The organism is Hyalangium versicolor, from assembly GCF_020103695.1.
Taxonomy (GTDB): domain Bacteria; phylum Myxococcota; class Myxococcia; order Myxococcales; family Myxococcaceae; genus Hyalangium; species Hyalangium versicolor.
In genome coordinates, this window is sequence record NZ_JAHXBF010000004.1 from 222,504 (window position 1) to 244,672 (window position 22,169).

General features: G+C 66.5%; 18 protein-coding genes and 1 pseudogene. 11 read left to right on the plus strand and 8 right to left on the minus strand.

The window, feature by feature from the left end; translation table 11 throughout:
* Nucleotides 1-347: 347 nt before the first annotated feature.
* The 8 genes from KY501_RS10285 to KY501_RS10320 all read left to right on the plus strand — a co-directional run bounded on the left by KY501_RS10285 (nt 348) and on the right by KY501_RS10320 (nt 10,074).
* Nucleotides 348-833: a hypothetical protein gene (locus tag KY501_RS10285; protein WP_224362577.1), complete on the plus strand. Its 486-nt coding sequence runs from the start codon at nt 348-350 to the stop codon at nt 831-833.
* Nucleotides 834-961: 128 nt separating this feature from the next.
* Nucleotides 962-1,819: a DUF2381 family protein gene (locus KY501_RS10290; protein WP_224362579.1), complete on the plus strand. Its 858-nt coding sequence runs from the start codon at nt 962-964 to the stop codon at nt 1,817-1,819.
* Entirely contained in the window at nt 1,816-3,720 is a 1,905-nt protein-coding gene (locus tag KY501_RS10295; protein WP_224362586.1) for a serine/threonine protein kinase, read from the plus strand. The genes KY501_RS10290 and KY501_RS10295 overlap by 4 nt, the downstream gene beginning before the upstream one ends.
* A 174-nt stretch (nt 3,721-3,894) precedes the next feature.
* A complete protein-coding gene (locus KY501_RS10300; RefSeq protein ID WP_224362596.1) occupies nt 3,895-5,058 on the plus strand; it encodes a serine/threonine protein kinase in 1,164 nt (387 codons plus the stop codon).
* A gap of 80 nt (nt 5,059-5,138) precedes the next feature.
* Nucleotides 5,139-6,341: an adenylate/guanylate cyclase domain-containing protein gene (locus tag KY501_RS10305; RefSeq protein ID WP_224362597.1), complete on the plus strand. Its 1,203-nt coding sequence runs from the start codon at nt 5,139-5,141 to the stop codon at nt 6,339-6,341.
* Nucleotides 6,341-6,724: a DUF1304 domain-containing protein gene (locus KY501_RS10310; protein ID WP_224362598.1), complete on the plus strand. Its 384-nt coding sequence runs from the start codon at nt 6,341-6,343 to the stop codon at nt 6,722-6,724. Before KY501_RS10305 ends, KY501_RS10310 begins: the two co-directional genes overlap by 1 nt.
* Before the next feature lie 159 nt (nt 6,725-6,883).
* Nucleotides 6,884-8,965 (plus strand): ATP-binding protein, encoded by a 2,082-nt coding sequence (locus KY501_RS10315; RefSeq protein WP_224362599.1) that lies wholly within the window; start codon nt 6,884-6,886, stop codon nt 8,963-8,965.
* Nucleotides 8,962-10,074, plus strand: a complete 1,113-nt coding sequence (locus KY501_RS10320) for a hybrid sensor histidine kinase/response regulator (protein WP_224362600.1) — start codon at nt 8,962-8,964, stop codon at nt 10,072-10,074. The genes KY501_RS10315 and KY501_RS10320 overlap by 4 nt, the downstream gene beginning before the upstream one ends.
* Before the next feature lie 32 nt (nt 10,075-10,106).
* Here KY501_RS10320 and KY501_RS10325 read toward each other — a convergent pair whose 3' ends face one another.
* The 5 genes from KY501_RS10325 to KY501_RS10345 all read right to left on the minus strand — a co-directional run bounded on the left by KY501_RS10325 (nt 10,107) and on the right by KY501_RS10345 (nt 15,883).
* Nucleotides 10,107-10,256, minus strand: coding sequence for a hypothetical protein (locus tag KY501_RS10325; RefSeq protein WP_224362601.1), 150 nt, complete (start codon nt 10,254-10,256; stop codon nt 10,107-10,109).
* A gap of 122 nt (nt 10,257-10,378) precedes the next feature.
* Nucleotides 10,379-11,665, minus strand: a complete 1,287-nt coding sequence (locus tag KY501_RS10330; protein ID WP_224362603.1) for a sensor histidine kinase — start codon at nt 11,663-11,665, stop codon at nt 10,379-10,381.
* Nucleotides 11,666-11,704: 39 nt separating this feature from the next.
* Nucleotides 11,705-12,892 (minus strand): FIST signal transduction protein, encoded by a 1,188-nt coding sequence (locus KY501_RS10335; protein ID WP_224362605.1) that lies wholly within the window; start codon nt 12,890-12,892, stop codon nt 11,705-11,707.
* Complete coding sequence (locus tag KY501_RS10340) at nt 12,889-13,113, minus strand: hypothetical protein (protein ID WP_224362607.1); 225 nt, start codon at nt 13,111-13,113, stop codon at nt 12,889-12,891. Before KY501_RS10340 ends, KY501_RS10335 begins: the two co-directional genes overlap by 4 nt.
* 214 nt (nt 13,114-13,327) lie before the next feature.
* On the minus strand, nt 13,328-15,883 hold the full coding sequence (locus tag KY501_RS10345; RefSeq protein ID WP_224362608.1) for an ATP-binding protein: 2,556 nt from the start codon (nt 15,881-15,883) through the stop codon (nt 13,328-13,330).
* Nucleotides 15,884-16,250: 367 nt separating this feature from the next.
* Here KY501_RS10345 and KY501_RS54255 point away from each other — a divergent pair.
* Nucleotides 16,251-16,427 (plus strand): annotated as a pseudogene (locus tag KY501_RS54255) (terpene synthase family protein); the annotation flags it as partial.
* 100 nt (nt 16,428-16,527) lie between these two features.
* Here the strand turns inward: KY501_RS54255 and KY501_RS10355 are convergent.
* A complete protein-coding gene (locus KY501_RS10355; protein ID WP_224362610.1) occupies nt 16,528-18,099 on the minus strand; it encodes an FAD-dependent oxidoreductase in 1,572 nt (523 codons plus the stop codon).
* Nucleotides 18,100-18,183: 84 nt separating this feature from the next.
* Here KY501_RS10355 and KY501_RS10360 point away from each other — a divergent pair, with 84 nt between their 5' ends.
* Nucleotides 18,184-19,116, plus strand: coding sequence for a TetR/AcrR family transcriptional regulator (locus tag KY501_RS10360; protein WP_224362612.1), 933 nt, complete (start codon nt 18,184-18,186; stop codon nt 19,114-19,116).
* 596 nt (nt 19,117-19,712) lie between these two features.
* On the plus strand, nt 19,713-20,318 hold the full coding sequence (locus KY501_RS10365) for a TetR/AcrR family transcriptional regulator (protein ID WP_224362614.1): 606 nt from the start codon (nt 19,713-19,715) through the stop codon (nt 20,316-20,318).
* Between the two features lie 4 nt (nt 20,319-20,322).
* Here the strand turns inward: KY501_RS10365 and KY501_RS10370 are convergent, their stop codons facing one another.
* Nucleotides 20,323-21,174: an NmrA family NAD(P)-binding protein gene (locus KY501_RS10370; protein ID WP_224362615.1), complete on the minus strand. Its 852-nt coding sequence runs from the start codon at nt 21,172-21,174 to the stop codon at nt 20,323-20,325.
* The gene (locus tag KY501_RS10375; RefSeq protein WP_224362617.1) at nt 21,171-22,091 is read right to left on the minus strand and encodes an SGNH/GDSL hydrolase family protein; all 921 of its coding nucleotides are present in this window, start codon (nt 22,089-22,091) and stop codon (nt 21,171-21,173) included. Before KY501_RS10375 ends, KY501_RS10370 begins: the two co-directional genes overlap by 4 nt.
* Nucleotides 22,092-22,169: the final 78 nt, after the last annotated feature.

Here is a 22,169-nt window from a genome sequence, read left to right on the forward strand (position 1 = left end):
ATACCGCTTCGCGAGATCCGGTGCCGAGAACGTCAGGGCCACTGTCGAAGCCGGGCTCAACTCGCGCCACCTCCAACAGCGCTCCCACTTCCCGCGCACTCATGCGTCCCCCTCTTCTCGGACGCACTCATGCTACGGGCCGACTCTCCATCAGGCGACGACCCGCCAAGTCCTCCTCGGCACCCGCAGACTCGCGATTTCGACCTCCAGGGCCACATCCCGTGTTCACACGGTGTGGACTCGTAGTAATCTGACCTGGCAGGTCACGTCAACCGCCTCCTACCTCCCAGGGTGGATGGACTTCCCAGGAGAGGGCGAGGCACCACCAGCAACCGCAGGAGTGTCAGATGAATCCCCTGGGTATTTCGGACTTGATGGAATGGTTCCGCCCGCTCGGCCGCAGACCGGCCACGGATGATCGCGAACTGATGAGCAGGATGCTGTTCCTCGCGACGGGGCTGTCCGTGCTCCCTCTCCGGCGATTCGGCGCCGTGCCTCCTTTTGGAGTGACCCTCGACTCGCACGGCGAGAATCTCCATATCTACTTCCCCCTCGAGCAGGATCCCGACGCCCGCTGGCGCGAGCTGATCGATGCCACGACGAACCATTTGGAACGCCGCATTGCTTCCGAGGATGTCGGTGTCCTCGCCATCGCCGCCGAACTCGAGTCCGACGACCGGCAGGGCGGACTGGGCATCCATCTCGAGACACGCACCTCTTCGCTGTTCGTGATCTACCCGTACAAGGGGACCCGCGAGAACCGGAGGCTGGGGGAGTGCAGTAAGGCAAATGGCTTGTTCGTGGCACCGCTCCTGGCGGCGAAAAAGCAATGACCCTCCCCTGAGGACAGCCCGCGCGCTCTGCCGGATCCCTCCCTCGGCACCCGAGAGCGCCAGCCTCCGAGCCACGCACAGCACCCTGACTGTGCGTGGTAGCGTGTAACCCAGGAGGTTACCGCTGAATGCTCCGACCTGTCACATGCGCCTGGGCGCTGGGGATGCTGGTGCTGACCGCAGCCGAGGCCCAGCCCCCAGCGGCACGCGGGCGGCGTGTCACCCTCGCCGCCCAGGCCGATGAGCCGCTCCCCGAGATACATGTGGCTGCGGGGATCACGACCGTCATCCTCTTGGACGCGTCCGTGGACAAGGACTCCGTGCAGTTCGACACGACGCGCATCCGACTCGTGGACGTGGGCGACAGCACCCTCGTCCTGGAGCCCGTGGTGACACCCGGCCCGAAGGAACGCTGGGTGCTGCGCGTGCGGTACGCGGACAGCGCCCAGCCGGAGTGGGCTGCCTTCTCGCTCGTGTCGCAGCCCGGCGAAGTGGATCTCCAGATCACCGCCGTGAGGAAGCGGCAGACGCTGGCGTCGTGCCAGGCTTCGCTCGCGGAGGCGCAGGCCCATTGCGCGAATACACGCGCGGAGGTGTGGGTCCTGGCGGACCGGCTCGCAGGAAGCTCCGTCCAGGCCGCCCCTCTCAAAGATTCCAGGGTGCGCGGCTGGGTCTACCGGCTCGGGACCCAAGTGCTTCTGGTGCTGACGCCGACGAGTGCCGCGGGCCCTGAGCCCTGGACCCCCACGGCTGCAACGCTGCGCTACCAGAATCGCGATGACACGAAGGTACGGGTGCAAGCCGTGCATGTGAGGGAGGCGCTGACACCCGGGGAGTGGGGCACGATCGCGGTGGAGACGGACCTGCCCGCTACCTCTAAAGGAGCCTTTTTCAACTTGGAACTCCTAGACGAGGGCGGCCGGAGCCTGAAGGTGAATGATGTGGAGATTCCGCTGGCCCCAGGAAAGGAGCGTGCAGGGCGATGATGGAAGAGGTGGATCCCGACAACCTTCCGGTGGGCACGATGGTGGACAGCTGGCGGGTGGTGCGCCGGGTGGACGGCGGCGCTTACGGCACGTTGTACGAGGTGGAGAAAGACGGCGAGTCCTACGCTCTGAAGATGGCGCGCTACCTCGAGCAGAGCCAGGATGCGCGGCACACGGATGCGCGCGCCCAGCGCGAGCTGTCGTGCATGCTGTCGCTGCGCCACCGCTACATTGCCCGGGTGTGGGCCCATGGCCGTTGGCCTCACGCCCGGGAGGGCTTCTTCTACGTGGTGATGGACTTCGTGAAGGGCTACACCCTGGACGAATGGGCCGAGCGCTCGCGCATGACGCCCCATGAGGCGGTGGTGCTCGCCGACCGGCTGCTGGAAGCGCTGACCTACATGCACGGCCAAGGCATCTTCCACCGGGACTTGAAGCCCGGAAACATCCTGGTGCGGGCACAGACCGGGGAGCCGGTGATCGTGGACTACGGGGTAGCGCATTTCCCAATACCCGCAGCCCCCCAGCTGACGAGCACACGCCTGCCGCCAGGCACCCCTCGCTACACTTCGCCCGAAGCGGGGCACTTCGAAGCCGAGCACCGGCATGACAAAGCGGCGCGCTACGGATTCAAGGTGACCGATGAAGTGTACGCTCTGGGAGTCACCCTGTATGACTTGCTGACAGACCCGAGGCCGCACAGCCACCCGGAGCCTCAGCCCCTGAGCCCCTTGGGCTTTCCACCCGCGCATGAGGTGAATGAGCGGGTGCCCGTGCCGCTGAGCCACTTCGTCGCCCGGTTGGTGGCGCTCAAGCCGGAGCAACGGCCTGTGAGTGCGGAGGCCGCACGAAGGGACCTGCCGGAGCTGCTCTCGCTCCAAGCGGACTCCTGGATGAAGCGGCCGCTACAGGCGCTGCCACCCCAGTCCCTACCCGAGGCGGCTCCGCCCAAGCCTGCCCTCAAGGCAGTCCCGGCTGAGGTTCCACGCGTCAATCCCGTGTCCATGAAGCGCCGTGGAGCGAGCAGGATGGCCCTGGCCGCAGTGGGCCTGGGAGCCCTTGTGGTGTGTGGCGCATACCTGATGCTGGGAGGAGGGAGGCCGGGGCAGGAGGTCCCCTCCGAGCCCAGGATCGAAGAAGCTCCCTCTCAGATGCCCCCCACGCCCGAAGCGCCAGCACGGCCTCCAGCGCTTCCCATGACCTCTCCGTCGCCGGCTCATCCGCCGCTGCCGCAGCCCGCCCCCTCACAGCCCGTTGCCCCCTCGGAGAAAGGCCCCCCTGTGAATACCCGCCGAAGTCCCGAAGCTGCTGTCTCATCCCTGTGCTCGCAGAAGACACCTCCTGCGCGTGGCACCCCCAAATGGTTGGAGTGGTGCAAGTGCGCGGCGATTGCGGGCACCATCGTCGCATCTCAGGCGGGCTGCCCGGCTGCTCAGGTGCGGCAGTCGATCATGAGCGAGTGCCGTACCGAGTCGGTGGAAGCGATGAAGCTGCTCGAGATTTCAGAGGACGGGAACGCGGTACCCTTGGCAATTGACGCCAAGGCCCCTTGCGACAAGCGTGGAGGCAGGATTTGCAAGAACAAAATCACCGCCACAGCCAACCAATCCCTCACCAGCAAGGTGACAGCCCCTGAAGGGAAGTTGGTGGAGGGAACGCTGGTGTCCGGCAAGCTGTTCCATGCCCCCAGCGAACGCTCCATTAGCGGACGCACCAGCGGGCTCTACTTCCGTTGGAACGAGGTCACGCTCCCCGACGGGAGCAAGTACCCTGTCTGCCTCGAGGCGGCAGCCCCCTTCGCGGAACCCGGCCCCACTCCCGGCACCTGGATCATGACTCAAGGCACCCTGGCCGGGTGGACCAGCGAGCGATGGGACCTCACTCGCCACATCTCCCCTTGAAATCAGGGCGAGCCTGGCGAGTTTGTAAAGGAAGGCTACAAGACCGGCGGCCCGACATGCCCCGCGGAAGGTTGCATATCCCACCTCCCAGGTCATTCACGCGGACCCGCCATAGTCAGTAGGCTCCTGTCTCTGCCGCGTGGCCGTGGAGGCCCGCGCGAAAGGAGCTCCACCATGGCAACGGCAGGAGGGCCTTCCGGGCCCGTCATCCTCTTCACCCACGAGGGCATCTCGTACGAGTACCGCGAGAGCCTGGGCCTGGGCCCTCATGGCGAGACGTTGCTCCTGGCGCGCAAGCGCACGGCGGACGACATCCTCGAGGAAGTCATCGTCAAATGCCTGGGACTCCTCCCGGGCCCACCCTCCGCGCAGGCGCTGCGCATCCGCGCTCGCATGGAAGAGGAAGCACGGCTGGCGCGATACCTGGGGCACCGCACGCTGGTGCGCGTGCTCTTCCTGCATGAGACACAGGACGCGCTCTACACCGTGCGCGAGAGGGTCCAGGCGCCCTCGTTGGATGCGCTGGTGACACTGGCCCTGGAGCGAAACAAGCCCTTCTCGGAGGCCTTCCTCCTCTATGTCGGCGCGGAGTTGGCCTCGGCGCTGGCGCATGTCCACACACGGGTGGATGAGCAGGGCCAGCCACTGGGCATCGTTCACCGCAACATCAGCCCCGCATCCATTGGCTTCACCTGGCGAGGAGGAGTGAAGCTGGCGGATTTCAGCCTCGCGTATTCGAACCTCGCGGGGCGGCGGAAGACGACAGTGCACCCACCGAGGGGCCCACTGTTCTTCTCCGCGCCCGAGACGCTCCTGTCAGGAACGGCGGATGCCCGCTCGGACTTGTTCGCGCTGGGTCTGGTGCTGCTGGAGCTGGGCACCGGCCGGCACCTGTACGACCCGGCGCACAAGACACCGCAAGAGATGGCGGCGTCGCTCTCCAGGCAAGAGCTCAGGCACGTGGAGCGCAAGGCGCACGCGGCGTTGAAGGCGGGTCATGACGAGACGACGACTCAGGCGCTGTGGGGAGCGGCGACCTACAGCGATGAGGACGTGACGCAGGCTGCTTCCGGGCTCTCCCCGTCCGTGAAGCTCCTCCTCGAACAGCTGCTGCAGCGTGATCCAGCGAAGCGCTCCCAGACGGCTGCGGAGGTGGAAGAGGCGCTGCGGACCCGGTTGCTGGCGGTCGGCCCCTACGACGATGCATCAGCCGTGGAGGAGGTTCATCGGGCTGTGGCGGATGTGGGCGAGGTATGGGTCGCCGACGAGGTGAACCCGGGGTTGCGCGCTCCAGGAGCTGCCGTGACACGGCTCTCACATGAAATCACGACGCGCTAGCTGAACAACCCCTCTGCCTCACCTGCCCCGGGCTTCAGCCATACTGCGCACCGGCCGCGCATCCCCATGGAGAACCCGCCGTGACACCCGCCGAGCTATCCCGAGTCCAGACCTGGCTCCTGCATCTGCGGCACGTGGATGACGGCGGCCTGACACTGATGGCGGAGCTGATCGCACAGCTGCGTGCTCAGGGCCTGCCCCTGTGGCGATGCAGCTTCAACCTGATGACCAAGCACCCGGAGCTCGTGTGGCGCACCGTGCAATGGACCGAGGAGCAAGGCGTCAAGCCGATCGATCGCCAACGCCTGACGCTGGATGATCCGTACTTCACGCGAAGCCCCGTCGCGCTGCTGCTCCAGGGCTCGTCCCCGATTCGCGTGCGCCTGGACCGGGACGACCTGCCGTTCCCCATCTGCCAGGACCTCAGGGCCCTGGGAGGCACGGATTACTTCGCGCAGGGGCTTCAGTACTCGACGGGGGACATCGGCTACATCTCCTGGGCCACGCGCGCACCCGGTGGCTTCTCCGAGGAATCGCTGGCGGCGCTGACAGCGCTCTCGCCCCACCTCGCGCAGCGCATCGAGCTGGCCTCGGCATACCATGCGACGCGAGCGCTGCTGGAAGTGTACCTGGGGCGCAACGCTGGCCAGCGTGTCGCCAACGGGGGCTTCCGGCGAGGCAGCGGCGAGCTCATCGACGCGGCGATCTGGTTCTGCGATCTGCGCGACTTCACCTCGCTCTCCGAGCAGGGCACGCCGCAGGCCACGGTGAAGACCCTGGACGAATACTTCGACCATGTGGCGGGAGCCGTGATGGAGCGCGGAGGAGAGGTCCTCAAGTTCATCGGTGACGCCATCCTGGCCATCTTCCCCGTGGCCGACGACGCCCACCGGGCCTGCCAGAACGCGTTGCTGGCGGCGGAGGAGGCTCTGGCCTCATTGCAGAAACTGAACGTGGCACGCCGCGCTCGGGGCGATGGGCCGCTCTCCATCGGCGTGGCCTTGCACCTGGGGCAGGTGATGTACGGCAACATTGGCGCCCGGGGCAGGTTGGACTTCACGGTCATCTCCTCCTCCGTGAACGAGGCGTGCCGCCTGGAAGCGCTGTGCAAGCCGCTCCAGATACCGCTGACCCTCAGTGAGGCCTTCGTGCAGATGGCCCGGCCAGAGGCAGCGGTGGACCTCGGTTCGCATGCACTCAAAGGAGTCCGCGCTCCCATCCGGGTCTTCACCCTGAAGGATCATCTGCCTGAAGGTGGAGACACTTCCGATAGGATGAAGTGATGAGAATCCTCCTCATCGTCCTCACGGCCCTGATCGCCCTCCTTCACCTCTGGTTCCTGACCCTCGAGATGTTCCTGTGGCAGACGCCCCTCGGGCTGGAGACCTTCCACCTCACGCCTGAGCTGGCCCAGGGCTCGGCGGTGCTGGCCGCCAATCAGGGCCTCTACAATGGCTTCCTCTCCGCCGGGCTGGGCTGGAGCTTGCTCATTGGAGAGGTCCGCTGGGCCTTGCGCGTGCGCGCCTTCTTCCTGGGCTGCGTGCTCGTCGCCGGAATCTATGGAGGCGTGACGGCCCAGCGCTCCATCCTGGTGGTGCAGGCGCTGCCAGCGCTCGTGGCCCTCATTGTCCTCGTGCTCCACCAGCGCGCCGTCACGGAGCGTTGAGAAGTCAGCGGTTCGCTCGTCCCTCACCCCTCGAGGGACTTCGGAATCAGGGGGGCTCCAGATACACAAGAAGGAAGTGTCGAGCCGCTCGACGCACGCGAGCAGGAGCCATACATCTTGGGTAGTGGCGTTCCGGGGTTCCTCGAAGGTTGCGGAGAGATGGGCGAACGCATCCGCCAGCATGACTGGTCGGCCTCGGGGCTTGGCCCTCCTGATTCGTGGCCCCTGCGGCTCCAGGGCTACACCGACATGATCCTGCGGCTGCCCACGCCCGCGATCATCTTCTGGGGGCCCGACCAGACCCAGATCTACAACGCGGGCTACTCCGTCATCATGGGCCCGCGGCATCCCCGATACCTGGGCGCTCCCTACCGCGACTGCTGGCCGGACACCTACCCCACCATCTATCCATGGATGCGGCGGGTGTTGGATCAGGGTGAAGTCATCCAGGTCCACAAGACGCTCATCCCCGTCACGCGTCACGGCTTCACGGAGGAGGCGTACTTCACGTTCTCCTTCGTTCCGCTCCGGGATGACGACGGCCAGATCAACGGCTTCCTGCAGCCTGTGACGGAGGTGACGGAGGAGGTGATCGCGGAGCGGAGGCTCGCCACGCTGCGCGCCATCGCCCCCAGGGCCACCACCCAGGCTGCGGTGCTGGACGAGGCCAGCGCCGCCTTCCGGGGAAACGCGCAGGACCTGCCCTTCGTCGTGCTGTACCTGTGGAACGCCTCCACGCACGGGCTGGAGCCTGTAACCCATCCCGGGCTGGACTCGCTGCCCGAGTCGCTGCGAGCCCTGGCGGAGCAGGTGTTCGCGTCGGGCGCGGCGGCGAAGGTGGATGACGTCGAGGCGCTGCTGGAGCGGAGCCACACGGGCCCGTGGCCTGAGCCGACACGCTCGGCCATGGTCCTGCCGCTCCGACGTTCTCCGGCCCACCCCACCGGCGGCGTGCTCGTGCTCGGCATCAGCCCGCGCTTGAGGTTCGATGAGAAGTACCAGGCGTTCTTCGAGGCCGTGGTCCGGGAGCTGGCAGCCGCCATCGAGCAGCAGCGCGCTCAGCAGGCCCTGAGCGAGAGCGAGGCCCTGCTGCGCACGATCCTCGCGTCGCTGGCCGAAGGCATCACCATGCAGGACACGGACGGGCGGATTCACTTCTCGAACAGCGCCGCGGAGCGCCTGCTGGGCGTAGGCCCGGAGCAGATGGCAGGCCGCACCTCGTCGGATCCACGCTGGCGCGCCATCCGTGAAGACGGCAGACCCTTTCCTGGAGAAGAGCATCCCCCCATGGTGGCTCTGCGGACCGGCAGGCCCCAGCTGGGCAAGGTGCTGGGAATCCACCGGCCGGATGGCACCCTCGTGTGGCTCGCCATCAACGCCTTGCCGCTACCAGGGCCCGAGCCAGGTTCGAGCGGAGGCGTGGTGACCTCCTTCTTCAATGTGACCGAGCAGAAGGCGGCGGAGGCACAGATCCGCGAGCTCAACGCCACCCTCGAGAAGCGGGTGGAGGAGCGCACCCGGCAGTTGGAGGAGAGCAACCGGGAGCTGGAGGCCTTCAGCTACTCGGTCTCCCATGACCTGCGCGCCCCGCTGCGCCACATCACCGGCTTCGCTCAACTCCTGGACAAGCGGGCCCGGGCAGCGCTCGACGCCAAGTCCCAGGGGTACTTGAAGACCATCTCGGAGGCGGCGCAGAAAGGAGGGCAGCTCGTGGACGACCTGCTCGACTTCAGCCGCATGTCGCGCGCGCAGATGCGGCTGGCGACGGTCCCCTTGAACACGCTGGTGGACGAGGTGCGGCGAGAGCTCCTGCCCGACATGGAGGGCCGCCGGGTGACGTGGAAGGTGGAGCGCTTGCCCGAGGTCCAGGCGGACGCGGCGCTGCTGCGGCTCGTCTTCAGGAACCTGCTGTCCAATGCCCTCAAGTACAGCCGGCCCCGGCCCGAGGCCGTCATCGAGATCTCCGCCCGCATGATTCCCGGAGAGCAGGAAGTCATCGTGCGAGACAACGGGGTGGGCTTCGAGATGCAGTACGTCGACAAGCTCTTCGGTGTCTTTCAGCGGCTCCACTCGGCCGAGGAGTTCGAAGGCACAGGCATCGGGCTGGCGAACGTGCGGCGCGTCGTGCAGCGCCATGGGGGCCGCGTGTGGGCCGAGAGCAGCCCCGGCGAGGGCGCCACGTTCCACTTCACGCTGCCCAGCTCTGGGGCTTCTCAGCAGAAGCAGGAAACGGCCTCATGACAGCAGCCAGGCGCGGGCCGCTGCGCATCCTCCTGTTGGAAGACAGCCCCCAGGACGAACAGCTCATCGAGGCCCAGCTCGAAGAGGCCGCGCTCGACTTCGAGCTGACGCGGGTAACGGGACAGGTGAGCTTCCAGAGAGCCCTCGGTGAGGGTCGCCATGACATCATCCTCTCCGACTACACCGTCCCCGGCTTCGACGGAGAGACGGCGCTCTCCCTGTCGCAGAGCGCCCACCCCGATGTGCCCTTCCTCTTCGTCTCGGGAGCGCTGGGCGAGGAGCGAGCCATCGAGCTGCTCAAGCGGGGGGCGACGGACTACGTCCTCAAGAACAGGCTGGAGCGTCTGGTCCCAAGCATCCAACGCGCGCTGCGCGAAGCGCGGGAGAAGGCCGACCGCAAGCGCGCCGAGGAGGAACTCCGCGCACGCGTCGAGTTCGAGCAGCAGCTCATCGGCATCGTGAGCCATGATCTGCGCAATCCGCTCAGCGCCATCCTCCTGGCGGCAAGCAACCTCTTGCGGCGGGAAGACCTGGACGACCGTGTCCTCAAGTCGATCCTGCGCATCCAGACCTCGGGCGAGCGCGCGGCGCGGATGATTCGAGACCTGCTCGACTTCACCCAGGCGCGAATGGGAGGGGGCCTGCGGCTGGAGCGAAAGTCCGTGGCCCTCAGCGAGCTCGTCCAACAGGTCGTCGAGGAGGCAGAGACCGTTCATCCCGGCCGGCAGATCCGCACGCACCACGAGGGCGACAGCGAGGGAGAGTGGGACCCGGATCGCCTGTCCCAGGCGGTGGACAACCTCGTGGTGAATGCCCTGCGCTACAGCCCCGAGGCCACGCCCGTGACGGTGAGGACACGGGGCGAAGGGGACTTCGTGACGCTCGAAGTCCACAACGAGGGGGAGCCCATCTCCCCCGAACTCCGCGCGCGCCTGTTCCAGCCGATGCAGCGAGGTGTCACCCGAAGCAGCGCCAGCCGAAGCGTGGGCCTGGGCCTGTACATCGTGGACCACATCGCTCGGGCCCACGGCGGGGACGTGGACGTCCACTCCTCGCATTCCGAAGGCACCACCTTCCGTCTCCGCATCCCCAGACACACGGGGAGATGAGACGCATTCAGCAGCCCATGGCGCTCCAGGGCTTAGCTGTCGTCCCCGGAGGAGAGCCCGCGGACAGCCATGATTCCGCCCCAGATGATGGCGCCGTACCAGATGTAGCCGGTGTTGACGATGAAGGTGAAGAAGATGCCGGCCGCGCAGATGGCCAGACCCATGATGGCTCGTCCGTTCATGAAAGTACCCCCTCAATGGCGGGAGACACTCGCCCCCGTTGCACTAACGGGAGAGCCAGCGAGGGGAAAAATGATGCAGAGAATCTGCAGTGCCTCGATAAAGGACCGCCAACAGGGCGTGTTCACTCCCCGCCGATGGGCAGGAAGACCCGGAAGGTGCTGCCACGGCCTGGCTCGCTCTCAACGGAGATGTGCCCGCCCAGGCCCGAGACGATTCCATGAACAATGGACAGGCCCAGTCCCGTGCCCACCCCCACGGGCTTGGTGGTGAAGAAGGGATCGAACAGCCGGTGCCGGTTCTCCGGTGCAATGCCCACACCGGTGTCCTTGATCGCCACCTCGATCCCTCCCTCCGCGCGCCTCGTGGTGATGCGCACCTCGTGAGCGTTCACGTCCTCTCCCTCGGGGATGGCCTGCGCGGCATTGACGATGAGGTTCAGGAAGAGCTGCGCTAGCCGGGACTCGCTGGCGTGGATGGGAGGCAGCTCACCGTAGTCCTTCACCAGACGGGCACGGTGGCGGAGCTGGTTCCGAGCGATGTTCGCGCACAGGTCCAACACCGCGTGGACATCCACGGGCCCTCCCCTCCCTTCATCCCCTCGCGAGAAGGTCCTCAGGTCGCGCACGATGTCACTGACCCGATCGCCTCCCGTGAGCGTCTCCTCCAGTGCCTCCTGCACTTCGCGGAGACGCTCCTGCGTCCGAGCATCCGCCACCTCGGCGAACTCTCGCAGTTCGTCCCGAACGAAGCGCACGTTGCTCAGCATGAAGGACAGAGGGTTGTTGATCTCGTGAGCCACACCCGCCGCCATGGTCCCCAGCGAGGCCATGCGGTCGGCGGAGTTCAGCTTGTCCTGCATCTGCTTGCGCTCGGTGATGTCGCGCACGATGGACACCCGGACCCTCTGCCGCTCGAAGATCACGGTGAAGGTGACGACCTCTCCCAACACCTGCCGGCCCGAGCGGTGCAACCAGCGGATCTCGCGAGGCACGCCCTCTTCCTCAGGGCCTGTCAGCAACGAGAGCTCTTCGGGTAGCACCCACGCGTCGATCTGCCGGCCCTGGAGCTCCACGGCCCGCTCGTACCCCAACAGCGCGGCCGCCGCCGCGTTGGTGAACACCACCTGGCCGTTCCAGTGGATGAAGATGGCATCGGGCGAGCGTTCGATCAGCGTCTGGAAGCGCTCTTCGTTCTCCTCGAGCCGCTCGCGATTGCGGCCGATCTGCTCGGCGATCTCTTCGAAGGCCCGGCGGCGGAGGCGGCGTCCCCGGAGAAACTGGAAGATGAGCCCCACTCCTCCTACGAACACCAGCAGCGCGGTGGAGCGGACCACTGCGGACACGCCCAGCAGCAACAGGGGGAGGAGAAAACTCCAGAGCCAGTCAGAGCGCGGGGGCGAGGTCCTCATCCGTCGGAGCCAGGGGGGACGCGAGCTTCCAACCGAAGCTCAGGCAAACAGGGTGAGACACAGAGACAGATCCTGGTGCACGTTCCCCAATTCCGGGATGTAGCCCTGCTCGCCGAAGGTACACAGCCCCAACATGGGAACCCCCGGCAGCAGACGATGGAAGGAGCGCAGCCCCTCGTTGATGCGATTCCCCAGGGCACCCGCGCACCCAGCGCAGAAGATGAGCGTTGCCCCCTTCACGTCTCGCGTCGTGAGGTTGCCCTGCTCCAGAGCCACGTCGATGAGATGCGCCACCTCACTCACGAGCGCCTCCGGGCTGCTGGACATCAAGCACACCTCGTCCCCCGGCTCGATGCGGGCAAAGACGTCCACCGTCCCCGCCTCCGCGTGGATCTGGGCTGGATGCACGGTGACGTAGTGGTCCTTCTTGCCAGCGGTCCGGCGCACGGCGATGGGGCGCAACGCGGTCTGGGCCAGGATGTTGCCACCCATGCGAACCTGGCGCTGGATGGCATCCCCGAGCCAACCTCCCAGCACCTGCGAGGCCGGCTGTCCGTCGAGCGTCTTCAAAGAGCGCCCCTCGGCGCCCGTGGCCTTGGCCCGAATCCCCGTGGGGGCGTAGGGAGTCGACAACGCCGTGCCGAGCTTCACCTCGCCGAAGAATCCCAGGAGCGAGACTCCCTCCAAAGCCACACCCTCTCGGGTGAAGACGCGCCACTGTCCAGCGATGGCGTGATCCGCGGCGCTTCCGCCCTGGCAGGGCACTCCAGGGCAAACCTTCTCCAATCCCTGGAGCATGTCCTCCTCCAGACCGGGCGAGGCGTTGAAGAGGATCAGCCTGGGCTGCTTCCCACCGGCCTGCTGCACGAGCGCTTTCGCTGCGGCCTCCCCTGCCTGGCGCCCATCCTTCTCCAAAGAGGAAGCGGCGAAGACAGCCCCGGGCTCGCCGCCAAAGAGCATCACCGCCACCGCGCCGCTCCCCGGGTTGAGGACTCCCTCCGGCGTGAGGACTCCCAGCGAGGTGGTGACTCCGTGCAGAGCCACCTCTCCCAGCGCGCTCTTGAAGGCGGCGTGCACCTGCGCGGCATCGTGGTCCACGGTGCAGGTGATGTAGGCCGCCAGCGGAGGTGTCCGGCCCAACTGAGCCCGGGCCTGCTCTACCGCGGAGCGAACGGCCAGCACGGCGTCCGATTGATCCCCGACTCCCACTCCGATGCAGAGCGTCATCTTCCTTCCTCCTCGAGAAAACGTTCGAGCTCCTGGAGCTCCTTCTCCGACAACAGTTCGGGCAGCGCCTGCTGGACGCGCGCGAGGGGTTCGGGTTGCTCCGAGTCATGAGGGCCGAACGAACGCACGTTCACGCCGCTCATCATCATGAGTCGCGCGATTCCGAACCCGGTCTTCCGCTTCTCGACGAACTGGGTGATCAGGCAGATCCGATTGAGCATCGTGCCCCCCATCCCCTGGGCAATGGGACCGGCCTACAAGGTATCAAAGGGCCATGCTCCTCGGATACTGAGGGACGAACATCACCACATCTGCACCCAACACAGCCCTGCCGACTCGAACTCACTCCGTCATCTGAGGTGTCGACCTCAAATCTGCCCACTGGCAGGCCCATGCTTGGGCTGTCCGGATAGTCCGAACTGCTGAAGGCTGCCCCTAAGGGGCGGGGATTCGGGGCAAGCGGACGAAGAAGGTGGTGCCCTGATCCGGGGCCGTCTCGAAGCGGATGTCTCCGCGCATGCGCTCCACCAACATGCGCGTCAGGTACAAACCCAGGCCCGTGCCGCGCTGACGCCGCGAGTCCGAGCTGTCCGCCTGGGAGAACTTGCGGAACACCAGCGGCTGGAACTCCACCGGAATCCCGGCGCCATGGTCCCTCACGCTCACCTCCACCCAGGCCGGCTCCAGCTTCAGCCCCACCTCCACCATCCCTCCGGACGGTGAGAACTTGATCGCGTTGGAGAGCAGGTTGCTCATCACCTGGCCGAAGCGACCCTCGTCCACCTCGGCCCACGCACTGGCCCCCTCGGCAACCAGCAAGCGCAGGGTCACCTGGAAACGCTCGGCATAGCCGCGGTTCTCCTCCTGAGCTCGAGCCAGCAGGGGGGACACCTCCGCCGGCCGACACCTCAGGGCGAGCTCCCCCGCCTCCATCTTGTCCACATCCAGCAGATCATTGATGAGGTGCAGCAGCCGCTGGGCGTTGGTCTCCGCGATGGTGAGCAGCTGAGGCGCCACATCGGGCTGCTCGCCCATGCCTCCACGGTTGATGAGGCTCAGCGCGCCCAGGATGGACGTGAGCGGGGTACGCAACTCGTGGCTCACCGTGGACACAAACTCATCCTTCATGCGGATGACACGCGTGCGCTCGGACACATCGTGCAGCAGGCACACGTAGGTCCGCCGACCGCTCGTCGAGGCATTGCTGAGCGCCACCTCCACGGGCACCTCGGTGCCATCCCAGCGCCGAGCGTGGGTCTCCCGCCTGAGGCCCGGCGACTGGCTCGAGAGCCCGTCCAGCTCGGCGCTCAGCGAGGCCCAGTCCAGCGAGGGCAGCACCTCGACCAGGGAGCGCCCCTCCCACTCGGGCCCGGTGAGCCCCAGCAGACGGCACGCCGCCGGGTTCGCGCTGTGCACCCTCCCCTCCTCATCCAGGGTGAGCAGGCCGTCCAGTGCGGACTGCAGCACCGTGCTGAGGAACAGCTCGCGCTGGTGCAGCGTCTCGGTGCGCTCGGCCACCAAGGAGGCCACGCGTGTCTTCTCTCCGCCCTGCTCCATCAGCAGCACCGCGAGGAGCGCCGTGAACAACAGGCAGGACACCATCAGCCCCCAGAGTTGCCAGTGAGAGAAGCTGCGGAGAGGGCCCGGCAGCGCATGAGCCCGCAGCTCCCACCGGCGGCCTCCCACCTCCAGCGGTATGCGGACCAGCGGCTCCTCCTCCCAGGATTGCGGCCCCACCGAGCCGCCGAGTCGCTGAGGCGACAGGCCCGTCATGTCCCAGAAGGAGAAGGCGAGCGAGCGCACCTGCTGGGGCCCGACGCTGCGGGCGATGATGTCCTGCGGCCGCAGGGCCACCGCGAGCACGCCGTCCACATGTCCGGAGCCATCATGGAGAGGGAGGATGGCGAGCGTGGCCCCTTCCGTCTCGGGCTGCCCCGGCAGTTGCAGCCACGCGCTGAGGGACAGCTCATCCCGCGCCAGCGCCGCGAGCACGGCCTGGCGGCGGACCGGCTCCGAGAGCAGGTCGCTTCCGCGCAGTTGCAGAGCCAGCGAGGCGGGCTCCACGAAGGTCAGCGGGAATGACTCGGTGCCTCCCTCAGTCACGACCCGGGACGCCCAAGCCACCATGCCGAGCCCTGGCAGGAGCGACAGCTCGCCCCGCACGAAGTTTCGAAACCGCTCCTCCCGATTGTGCTCCGCCAGCTCCAGCGAGCGTCCCATCGCAAGAGCGGAATGGAGGGAGTGCTTCACCTGGGCCTCGATGACCCGTGCGGTGCCCTCGGCCCGAAGCGTCAACTCGGTCCGGGGCCGGCTCCGCTCGAACCGGGCGACGTAGGTGAAGAGCACCATCGTCCCAGCCAGGCACACCACCACGGGCCACAGCACGCTGTGTCGGCGTCCCGTCCAGGCCTGCGCGGGCCAGCCGCACACCGCCAGGGTGAGCGGCAGCATCACCAGGACGCCGATCGTGTCGCACACCCAGAAGAGCAGCCAGATGATGGGGGTCTCGCTCGGAGGAAAGACGCCTGCCTTGCGGAGCATCAGGGTGGTGATGCTGGCGTTGATGACACAGGCGACTGGCCCTCCCCACCCCAGGACGGAGAGGATCTCCCGGAGCTTCTGCAGCTTCGGCTCGCGCCCCACGAATCTGCGGATGAGGAAGAGGCCCGCGGAGACCTGAAGCGTGGCCGCCAGGCCGGAGAACACGGCCACCACGATGAGCTGCGGCGAGACTCGACCCTGCAGCTTCCACGTGAGCCACAGGGACAAGGCGCTGGCACCGAGCCAGACCCCGGGCGCCATGCGATAGCCGCCCATCATCATCCCGGCCAGCCCCACGCCGACCGACGGCATGAAGATGGTGGCCAGGTAAGGAGGGATCGCCAGCTTCAGGCTCGCGATTCCCAGCAGGGCGTAGGCCAGCGCAAGGAGCAGCACTGCCAGCCCGTATGGCAGCGCACTTCGTCGATGCGGAGCGCGAAGCGCCGGCATGTGTCTCCTATCCTCAGCCTGCGTAGACCGCCCGTGGGCGCCCAGCATAGAAGGCCCGTGGACGCCCCCCAAGGGCCCTATTCTGGTGAGGTTGCTCCTGCTCGCGCTCCTCGGGTGTGCGACTCCTCAGCCAGTCGCTCCCACCCAGGAGCTGCACATCTCGGACGACGCCGTTGGACGCGCCCGGCCTGTATGCGGAGCTGGCTCGGTATAAGGAAGCGCTTCCCTCCGAACTCCTGCACGGAGACCTGCTCTCCACCGAGACCAACACCAGTCCCGCCACGGAGAAGATCAACTTCTCCGTCAACGCCAAGCAACCTTTCAATTGCCAGACTTCTACGTCCCCTGGCCGGCGCGCCTGAATCCCAACCTCGAGGAGCACGCCGTCTTCGCGGAGATTCCCGACCGGATCGCGGAATCCCGGCCGATGCGCGTCCTCAAGGACTCGTTCTCCGACGGCGTGCACCTGCGCAACGAGCTCTTCTCCTACGAGCGAGAAATCCTGGAGGAGGGGGAACTCTCCAACTGCGTCCTGGTAAGGGAGCTCACCTTGTGCCCCTTCTTGAGACAGTTCCGGCCGATCGCCTCGACCCGCTGGGCAGTCACCTCCCAGGAATTGGGTGAGAATCGATCGAACTGGCCGTTCATGGTTCCACCTGGAGTTGTGTAGATGCGATCGCGGCGAGGTAGTCCGATACTGCCGCGACGTCGCCAGCATCGGAGATCAGCGCGACATAGCCGTCGGGACGGATCAGCACGAGGGTGTGGTCGGCCGCGCCATAGGCGCTGGCAAGATGGCCTTCCGTGTCGGCGATGTCGTTGGGACCGGTCGGTTGCCCAACGACATGGAGAGTCCTGAGGTCGAACGGAGAGGCTTCGACCGCAGGGGTGGCCCCAAAGCTCAGTAACGTGAACCGCCCACCGCGCGTCAGGTCGAACAGCCGGCGTTCGCCTTCCACCGTCGTCAGCCTGGTCGCATCGGGGGCGCGGTCGCCAGCGCGCAGCAGGGCCATCTCGTCGCGGTCGTCGCGCGCCAAGGCAGAGCCGCGATAGTTGATGTCGAGCTGGATCGTGCTCGCATCGCGGCGGGCGGCAATGCCCTTCTGCTCGATCGCCTGCTTGAGGCGCGCGTTCGAGAGCGCGAGCACGCCGACTGCCACCGGTCGCCGCTCGGCCTCGTAGCTGTCGAGCAGCGCTGGCGAGGCGCCCTTCACGACCGCCGCGAGCTTCCAGCCGAGGTTGTGCGCGTCCTGGATGCCGGTGTTCATCCCCTGGCCGCCGGCAGGCGAATGGATGTGTGCCGCGTCGCCGGCGATGAACACGCGACCCTCGCGATAGCGATCAACGAGGCGGATGTTGGCGCGCCACAGCGACGACCACTCCGGCCCGTGGAGGCGGACGTCGGTGCGGCCGCTCCGCCGCTCGAGGATCGCCTGCATGTTTGCGAGGCTGAGCTCTGGGTCCTGTCCCGGCGCGATGCTGGCCTGGTATTGGAAGGCGTTGGTCGAGGGCAGTGGGCAGAGGCTGACCAGGCCCTCCTCATGCCGCCACATATGCCAGGCGTCGCGATCGAGGCCGTCGACCTCGACATCAGAGACGATCATCCGCACCTCCTCGCGGGTCTCGCCTTCGAAAGCGATACCGGCCTGCTGACGGACGAGGCTGTGGCCGCCGTCGCAGCCGACCAGCCAGCGCGCGGTGACCGTCTCGGCCTCGCCGTCCTTGACGACCACCGCCGACACGCCCTCGTCCGACTGCTCGAAGCGGCTGAGCGCAGTGCCAAACTCGACCGCGCCGCCGAGCTCCGCCAACCGCTGCCTCAGCGCTTCTTCGGTCCGCCATTCGGGCGTGATCAGGCTCGCCGGATAAGGCATGTCTGGGCGATCCCTCAACGCCTCGGGGATGGCGCCTCCCAGCGTCACCCGGCCATCGGGAGCCGTCGAACAGATCGGCATCGCCATCCGGCCGTTGGCGATCACGCGATCGACGATGCCGAGATCGCCGAACACCTCGAGGGTGCGCGGCTGGATGCCCTTGCCGCGCGAGCCGGGCTGCGGGCCGGGGGCAGCCTCGATCAGGCGGAAGGAGACGCCGCTGCGGGCGAGCTCGCAGGCCAGCGTCAATCCGGTCGGGCCGGCGCCGACGATCAGCACCCTCAGCGCGTTCCGCACTTGCGGCGACAGCTTCGTCTCAGGCTCTGCGCGCATCGCGGTCATTTGTTCGTCTCCGGGCGAAGAGGGTTATTTCTCTCTTATCATGGGCGCCTTGATAAGAAAGTAAAGCCTCTCTAAAGTGGGCACATGACGACCGGAACGCAGAACCCAGTCCGGCACCGACGGCGCGGCCAGCAGCTCGAATCCGAGCTCCTCGACGCGACCTGGGATGAGCTGGTCAAGGTCGGCTTCGCGAACCTGACCATGGAATCGGTTGCCGCACGCGCTCGTACCGGGATCGCCGTGCTGTATCGCCGGTGGGCCAACAAGGACCAGCTCGTGTTCGCCGCCCTCGGGCACCACCGGAACAGCAACCCGGTCGCCGTCCCCGACACCGGCGGCCTGCGCAGCGACCTGATCGCCCAACTGACGGCCTTGAGCGAAGCCCTTGCCGGCTTCTTCGCCATCGCCGCGGCGGCCGCCTTCTCGGGGCTGCTGGCCAACACCGGCCTCACCCCCTCGCAGGCCCGCAACAAGGTCATGAACACCCAGCGGCTTCCGGGTGTCCGGATCATCTATCAACGCGCTCACGATCGCGGCGAGCTCACCCTCGAGCGCATCCCCTCAGCGGTGCTCGCCATGCCGTTCGACCTGGTGCGACACGACCTGCTCATGGACCTCCGCCCCCTGAAGCCCGCACGCATCCAGTCGATCGTCGACGAACTCTTCCTACCCCTCGTGCAGAACCATCAGGCGGGCCAACCTCGTGTCGACTCCAAAACGGAGGGGTTCGCCCGGGAAACGGGTGACTTGCGGGTCCAGCTTCCTTCTCAGCTTCGGGCGGCCATCTCGGCTCTCGGTGGACGCCCGGCGCCCACGGCACTTCGCAAGGTCATCGTGTCCCTCTGCTCGCTGCGATGGTGGACACCGGCGGAGCTCGCCCGTGTGCTGGGACGGAAGAAGGCAGCTCACCTCACGGAGAAGCACTTCGGGCCACTCGTGAAGGAGGGCCTGCTGGAGCGTCGCTACCCCAACAACCCGGCACACCCGCACCAGGCGTACCGCGCCGTCGGTCGCTGAAACATGGTGACGATCCAGGGGAAGCGCGGAGTTTCGCTCGCGGCGAGCGGGATCGCCCAGGCCCCGGGGACGCTTCGCGTCGGATCGAGCACTGCGAGGCGAGCTCGCTCGTGCGTTGCCTGAACTCGGACTGTATGGGTTGGGAAATCCTCCAATCCATTGCTTGAAGCGCGCGTGAGAGGGTTTTCATGTCAGGGCAGGCAGATATGGAGAGGGTGTTTCATCTCCCTCTCAGCGAGCCCTATGACAACCTCAAGCCCGCCCATGCTCCCGGCGCTGATGCTGAGCGCCCTGCTGCCTCTCGCCCTCTTGCTCGCGGGATGCCCTTCCTCCAACCCCTGTGACGCGTCCAATTGCTCTAGCTACTGCCAGGATGACGGCACCTGCGCGCCCGGCAACCAGGCCTCGGCCTGCGGTGGCGCTGCCTGTGGCAGTTGCGCGGACGGCCAGCAGTGCAGCAGCGCCGGGGGGTGTGGGTGGGGCAGGACTGTGCAGCGATCGTACTTTCAAGTATTGACATGGTTTCAAGTCCTGTTCGCCTGACGTTCGGTGGCTTGAGCTGTCCCTGGCGTGGTAGTCCCTGAACAGGTCCTCAAATGAAGAACGAACAGAGCACGCAGAGCCGCCGCCAGCCGCAGCAGGATCGCTCGCGGCAGACGGTGGAGGCCGTCCTCGATGCCGTCCCCAAAGTGCTCAAGAGGCACGGAGCCGGAGCGGTCACCACCAACCGCATTGCGGAGGTGGCGGGGGTCAGCATCGGCTCTCTGTACCAGTACTTCCCGGACAAGCAGGCCATCTTCAACGCCCTTCATGAGCGCCATGTGGAGGATGTGAAGCACAGAATGGAACGTGCCGTGGCACAATGCGCCTCGAGTACCATCGAGGAGTTTGCGGCCTGCCTGGTGGAAGGACTGGCGGATGCCCACATCGTAGAGCCTGAGCTCCACGAGATGATCTCCGCCGCAGTCCCGGCTTCCTCGCTCGGGTTCAAGGAAGCCCTTCAGATAGCATTCGAGCTGGTGATTCCATCGCCCGAGTTCGGCACGTCCCGCCCGCATACGGGCGACCGGATGTTGTTCGTCCTGCCTCACCTGGTCGAGGCGCTGATACACGCTGTGCCCCAGGCGCGCCCTCCCTTCACGGTTGATCGCGCCAAGGGCGAAGTCATCCGGACGGTCCTCCATTACCTGGACCGGCCATGACCCCTCACTGAAAGGCTTCGGCGTTCTGATGGATCCAGCGGTCGAAGGCGAGGGGCTTGCGGCCGAGGATCCGCTCAACGCCGTCAGAGACAGTCGTCAGTCTGCCGTCTCGGATGGCACGCCAGATGTCCACAAGAGCGTCCGCATACTGCCGCCCACCCCCGTATGCGAGTGCAGCCTCGTGGGCTTCTTCGTCTGAGAGCTTCTCGTAGCGGACCTCCTTCCCAATGACCGCGCCAATCTTGGCCGCCATGGCTGCGTAGCTCAGCGCCTCGGGTCCGGTGACCACCCGTGACTCTCCTATGTGCTCGCCCGTCGTGAGTGCGTGGGTGATGACGTCGGCGAGGTCGTCGGGATGAATGAATGCGATCCTCCCTTGCCCGGTAGAGGAACGGAGGACCCCCTCCGTGGCAATCGACTGAGCCCAACCGAGCACGTTCGACATGAAGGCGGCTGACTGGATGAACGTGTACGGGATACCGCTCTGCCGGACCGCGTCCTCGCCGCGCGCGTGCCATGGGCCGGTCCCCACCCCGGTCCGGACATCCAGCGTCGAGAGCTTCACCATGTGCTTGACACCCGCATCCACAGCGACCTGAACGACGACTCGGTCCCGACCGGCGAGGCGTGGCCCGCTGTTGAGGAGAAACACGCCGTCGCTGCCGGCGAGTGCCTTCCGTAGAGCGGGGCCTGGCTTGGCCAGGTCGCCGACGTGCATGTCAACCTCGTCGCCGAACAGCGCCCGTGCTCGGGCTGCATCCCGGACAAAGACGCGGGGACGATGCCCACCTCTGATGAGGCGATGGGTGACGAGAGAGCCGATATTTCCTGTCGCGCCAGTCACCAAGAATGTCATTGAACGCGGCTCCAGGTTCGCATGAGCTCAAGGACGACCTTTCGCTGACCGGCAAGCGAGAGGTGCAGGCCATCCTCCGTGAAGAGCTCAGGCGATGGAGATGCGCCGAAGGCCGCAAAGAGGTCGACCGTGGGCTCCTCGAGGGCACGGATGGCCTCCGCGACACGGCGGACGTCCTCGTTGCGGAAGTGGACTCCGAAGCGGGAAAGCCCCCAGTGCTTCGACGCGCGATCCTCAAGGACCGGGGGTGGCGTCATCCACAGGCGACGTGCCTGCGTCCCCTGTGCAGCACGGGAGCGAAGCTCCTCAAGGTTGCGCGCAGTCTCACGGGCGTCAACGAGAGTCTTGCCCGCGTTCGGGCCTTGAGTCCGCGCGTCATTCACGCCGATGAAGAAGATGATCCAATCCGGCTCCTGGATGAGGGCGTTCCCTATCCGCACCAACCCATGCGTGGTCGTCTCACCACCTACAGCATTGATGGCCACTGAGACATCATCATGGGGACGCTGAGCAGCCACCAGCTCCTGGAGAATGACCGCCCAAGATTGAGGATCTGCCGTGTGACTGTCGCCGAACGTGACAATGCGTGCGCTCTTGCGCAACGGTAGTTTTTCCAGCATCCGGCTGAACTCGGGTTCCGCGAGCAGCCCCTGTGCGGCTTCTCTTGCGCCCTTCTGGCTCTGAGCGAGCTCGGCGCGGTACGTCTCCAGCTCGAGGCCGAGCAAGGCGGCGCACGTCTCGGCAGATACTTTGCCGCCGCCCGGAAGCGACGAGACGGTCCTCTCCGGTTGAAGGACTTTCACGAGCCAGCGCCTCTGTTCAGTTGACCATTCCATGTGCTCCATCTCCGGCGATTGGGGAGGCATAGAGGTACCGGACAGGGACCGCACGGTCAGCTCGCGTTGCCCCGCGGCCAAACCCTTGAAATGACTCCTTCCTTTCGCAGCGGCGAGTGACTTGCTCAGGTTCCACGCCCAAACGCGCAGGGGTCGTGC